This window comes from Mucilaginibacter sp. (assembly GCF_036383575.1).
Classification (GTDB): Bacteria; Bacteroidota; Bacteroidia; order Sphingobacteriales; family Sphingobacteriaceae; genus Mucilaginibacter.
Genome location: NZ_DASVOB010000006.1, coordinates 1 through 4,210 on the forward strand (window position 1 = coordinate 1; position 4,210 = coordinate 4,210).

The following is a 4,210-nucleotide window of genomic DNA, read 5'->3' on the forward strand; positions in this document are numbered from 1 at the left end:
ACTTTTTATCGCTGGACGAGGATGGTACTGTTTGCTCTGCTGATTATTATCTGCGATTAACCGGTGATGGCGGCAAGATGTTAAAAGGACAGCTTGCGCTTACTGCTGTGCGCCCGACAGCGCCTGTAGCAGGTGGCAGCAATCCAGCCACACCTCCTATCGGACAAACGATAACGCTTAAAGGTTCAAATAATAACTATGTAAGCAGTGAAAACGGCACACAAGCCATGAACTGTAACCGGGCTACTGCCGGCGGCTGGGAACAATTTACTATTGTTGATGCGGGCGGTGGTAAAGTTGCCCTGCTAAATTCGGGTAAATATGTATCATCCGAAAATGGCACCCAGGCCATTAACTGTAATCGCACATCAATAGGGCCGTGGGAGCAGTTTGACTGGGTAAGCAATGCTGATGGTACTATTTCGTTCAGGGGTAATAACGCTAAGTATATCTCAGGCGAAAACGGTACACAAGCTATGACCTGTACCCGGACTACTATTGGTGGCTGGGAATCATTCCGGGTTAATCAATAAGACGGTTTTAATCTCACCAAATCATCAAAGAGAGGGGCTGTTGGGAAGGCAGTCTCCCCTTTGATAAAGTTTAGTAAATCTATTTTGCATTTTTGTCGGCTGATTTTGATGTGATAACTCGGGTCAATACCTCCACCAGTTCATCAATTTCAAAAGGTTTGCCCACATAGGCGTCTGCTTCTCCAAGGGCAGCCATTTGTTTGATAGCAGGGTTAGCCGAGATCAGTACAACAGGAATATCCCTGGTAACAGGTTTCGATTTAAATAAGATACAAATTATATGACCGCTTATAGCCGGTAGGTTCTCATCAAGTAAAAAACAGTCCGGCCGCAAAGCAACCATCTCTTCCAAAGTAGTAAAAGCTTTGAAGCCGGAAACCCGGAAACCAGCATGCTCAAGCAGTAACGTAGTAGATTCAAGGATATCTGGTTCGTCTTCTATTAATACAATGTGTTTGCTCATAAATTATCCTTTTCTACGAAAGTGCTGTCACAGTAGTTGTGTGCACGCGAAAGTATGATAAAATCTATAACCAAGTCTTTCAGGCTTGCGTCTTACTTAACGCATACACTATACTTTACGTTACTATGAAGAACTCCATACAATACTTATATCATAAATACAGCCGGCTATTTATATTTATCTGCTTAATTTCATTTTGGTTCTGTAGTAATTTATCAGCCCAAATAATAACCTCAACAGGAAAAACTATCAGTAATACTGTTATGGACCGTTTTCTGCAAAAGCAGATGGATTCATTACAGCTTCCCGGATTGTCTATAGCATTTATTAATAAGGGTAAGATCGTTTATCACCGTGCTTTAGGCGTGGCAGACATTAAAACAAAGGCCCCTGTAGATGAGCAATCGATCTTTGAAGCTGCTTCACTTTCCAAGGCGGTATTTGCTTACTGGGTTATGAAGATGGTTGATCAGGGGCTATTAAACCTGGATGCCCCTTTGTATAAATATCTTCCTTACCCTGATATCGCACAGGACGAAAGGTATAAACTGATCACAGCCCGGATGGTGCTTTCACATCAATCTGGATTTCCAAACTGGCGTTTCTTTACTGCTGATTCATCTTTACATGTTAAACAGGGTGCGCTTTATTTAAACTCCAAGCCCGGCACCTCATTTGGATATTCGGGTGAGGGCTTTCTTTACCTGGGTAAAGTGGTTGCACATCTGCTTAACCAGTCATTACAAAACATGGAGCCGGTATTTGAAAAGGAAGTAGCCATTTCGCTGCACATGGCGCACAGTTCATTCACATCTAATCCTTATATCCTGAAACATAAAGTAAGGGGCCATCAGGATGGACATATTGATCCGGCTAACGGGCTCAACTGGCCGATAATCCCATCGCTTCAGGTAGATTCGAATACTTTTGATCCGGCAGCTTCCCTGCATACTAATGCTTTAGATTATGCTGCCTTCATTATAGCACTGATGAAAGATAAAGGGTTGAGTCGAAATAGTATTGACGAAATGCTCCGGCCGCAATTGAATGTTCCAATTGCAGAAGATTTCCGCAAAGCCGGTTATTCAAACTGGGGGCTGGGCATAGGGATTGCACAAACTCCATCGGGTACGGTTTATCTGCATTCGGGCAATAACGGTAATTTTCAATCAGGTTTCATGATGGATAAAACCAGGCAATTGGGCTACGTGTTTTTCACCAATTGCGATCAAGGGAATAGTTTTAACGAGAAACTGGAGGCTTTCCTTTCGCTTAAATAGGATTACTATATTTGCTGCATGGATACACCACTCCAACTCTCCACTTTTGAATCTGAGTTTCGCGTACGCCCTGATGATATAGATATGTTTCAGCACGTACATAACAGCAAATATTTTGATTATGTGCTGGCTGCCCGCTACGATCAGATGGAACGCTGCTACGGCATGGCCATGGAAAAGTTTATGGAACGTGGTTTTGGCTGGGTGGTTCGTACCGCTCATGTTGACTATAAAAGAGCCCTGACCATGGGCGACTACTTTATTGTAAAAACAGGCATCGAAAGTATTGATGACAAAGGCTGCCGTGTAAAGTTCACTATCACCAATAAAGCCACTAAAAAGATCTGCTGCGATGGTTGGTTTGATTATGTCATGATTGATATGGCTACCGGCCGAGGTGCAAAGATCCCGCAGGATGTAATTGATCAGTATTTGATTTGATGATAGGTATTAGCTTCGCGGATGGAACTGGCTGATCGTGCTTTTTAGATATTCTCTGTCCAGATGGGTATAAATTTCCGTTGTCGTAATACTTTCGTGGCCCAGCATTTCCTGTACTGCCCGTAAATCAGCCCCGCCTTCAACGAGGTGTGTAGCAAAGGAATGGCGAAATGTGTGCGGACTTATTTTTTTCTTTAACCCAATGGTTTCGGCAAGGCCTTTGATGGTTAAAAAGATGATCTGACGGCTTAACCTTGTACCGCGGCGGTTCAGGAAAACATAGTCCTCCTCGCCTCTTTTTATTGGATTATGCACCCTTACATTTTCTATCCAGATCTTCAGCGCTTTTATGGCTTCGCTGCCTATTGGCACCAATCGTTCCTTGTTGCCTTTACCCGTTACTTTTATAAATTCAATATCGAGGTACAGGTTGGAAAGCTTCAGTTCGGTAAGTTCAGATACGCGCAAGCCGGATCCGTACAAGGTTTCCAGGATAGCTTTGTTACGCACGCCTTCAGGTTTGGACAGATCTAACGCGGCAATTATTTTATTGATCTCTTCATAACTCAATGTGTCCGGCAGCTTTCGCCTGATCTTTGGCGATTCGAGCAGTTCTGATGGATCGGATTTAATGATATCCTCCATCAGCAGGTATTTATAAAAAGCTTTGATACCCGAAAGGATCCTGGCCTGCGATGAAGGGATCATTCCCAACTCATTTATCCAGTTAATAAACCCGCGTAAATCAGTTAAAGTAATTAGTTCTGGCTTTAACTTAACTACCTGTAAATCTGAAAATTGATATAACTTTTCTATATCCCTGCTATAAGCCTCGATGGAGTTATCGGACAGCGACTTCTCTAATTTTAAATATGCCTGAAAACCTTTTATTGCCGAACGCCAATCCAATTGATTTTAGTTTTGATGATTTATAGCTAAGTTTGAACTAATGAAGATACAAATTATAAACGGCCCAAATTTGAACCTGTTAGGCGTTCGCGAAAAGTCAATTTATGGCGATGCCAGCTTTGAAACCTATCTTGAAACCTTGCGCCAACGCTTTGCAAACATCACCATTGATTATTATCAAAGCAACATTGAGGGCGAAATTATAAATAAACTGCATGAGGTTGGCTTTAGTTACGATGGTATTGTGATTAATGCCGGCGCTTATACCCATACTTCCATTGCCATTGCTGATGCTATTGCCGCTATCAACACGCCGGTTATCGAGGTGCATATCTCCAACGTACACAAACGGGAGGAGTTCAGGCATAAATCAATGATCGCAGCTAATTGCCGTGGGGTAATTGCGGGTTTTGGGATGGATAGCTATCGTTTGGCCATTGAAAACCTGTCGGTTAAATAATATTAAAATATTTTATCGTTTTGATAAAACGCTTTTGCTGTAAAAGTGTTTAACCATTGCTTTTAGCTTATTTTTCAGATGCCTAAAATATTCAGAGTTACCGCGCTAAGTTTGCTTTTTGTTA

Annotated in this window: 6 protein-coding genes; 4 read left to right on the top strand and 2 right to left on the bottom strand. The window is 42.3% G+C overall.

The window, feature by feature from the left end; all coding sequences use genetic code 11:
* Positions 1–533, top strand: a 533-nt coding sequence (locus tag VF500_RS00210) for a hypothetical protein (RefSeq protein ID WP_330857746.1), incomplete at its 5' end; no start/stop codon positions are given.
* Between the two features lie 79 nt (positions 534–612).
* Here VF500_RS00210 and VF500_RS00215 read toward each other — a convergent pair.
* A complete protein-coding gene (locus VF500_RS00215) occupies positions 613–996 on the bottom strand; it encodes a response regulator (RefSeq protein ID WP_330857747.1) in 384 nt (127 codons plus the stop codon).
* Between the two features lie 263 nt (positions 997–1,259).
* Between VF500_RS00215 and VF500_RS00220 the strand changes: the two genes are divergently transcribed.
* Positions 1,260–2,276, top strand: coding sequence for a serine hydrolase domain-containing protein (locus VF500_RS00220; RefSeq protein ID WP_330857748.1), 1,017 nt, complete (start codon positions 1,260–1,262; stop codon positions 2,274–2,276).
* 18 nt (positions 2,277–2,294) lie between these two features.
* A complete protein-coding gene (locus VF500_RS00225) occupies positions 2,295–2,717 on the top strand; it encodes an acyl-CoA thioesterase (protein WP_090525696.1) in 423 nt (140 codons plus the stop codon).
* Between the two features lie 9 nt (positions 2,718–2,726).
* On the opposite strand, the gene xerD is transcribed toward VF500_RS00225, so the two are convergent.
* On the bottom strand, positions 2,727–3,626 hold the full coding sequence (gene xerD, locus VF500_RS00230) for a site-specific tyrosine recombinase XerD (protein ID WP_330857749.1): 900 nt from the start codon (positions 3,624–3,626) through the stop codon (positions 2,727–2,729).
* A gap of 40 nt (positions 3,627–3,666) precedes the next feature.
* On the opposite strand from xerD, the gene aroQ reads away from it, so the two are divergent.
* A complete protein-coding gene (gene aroQ, locus VF500_RS00235) occupies positions 3,667–4,086 on the top strand; it encodes a type II 3-dehydroquinate dehydratase (protein WP_330857750.1) in 420 nt (139 codons plus the stop codon).
* Positions 4,087–4,210 lie beyond the last annotated feature (124 nt).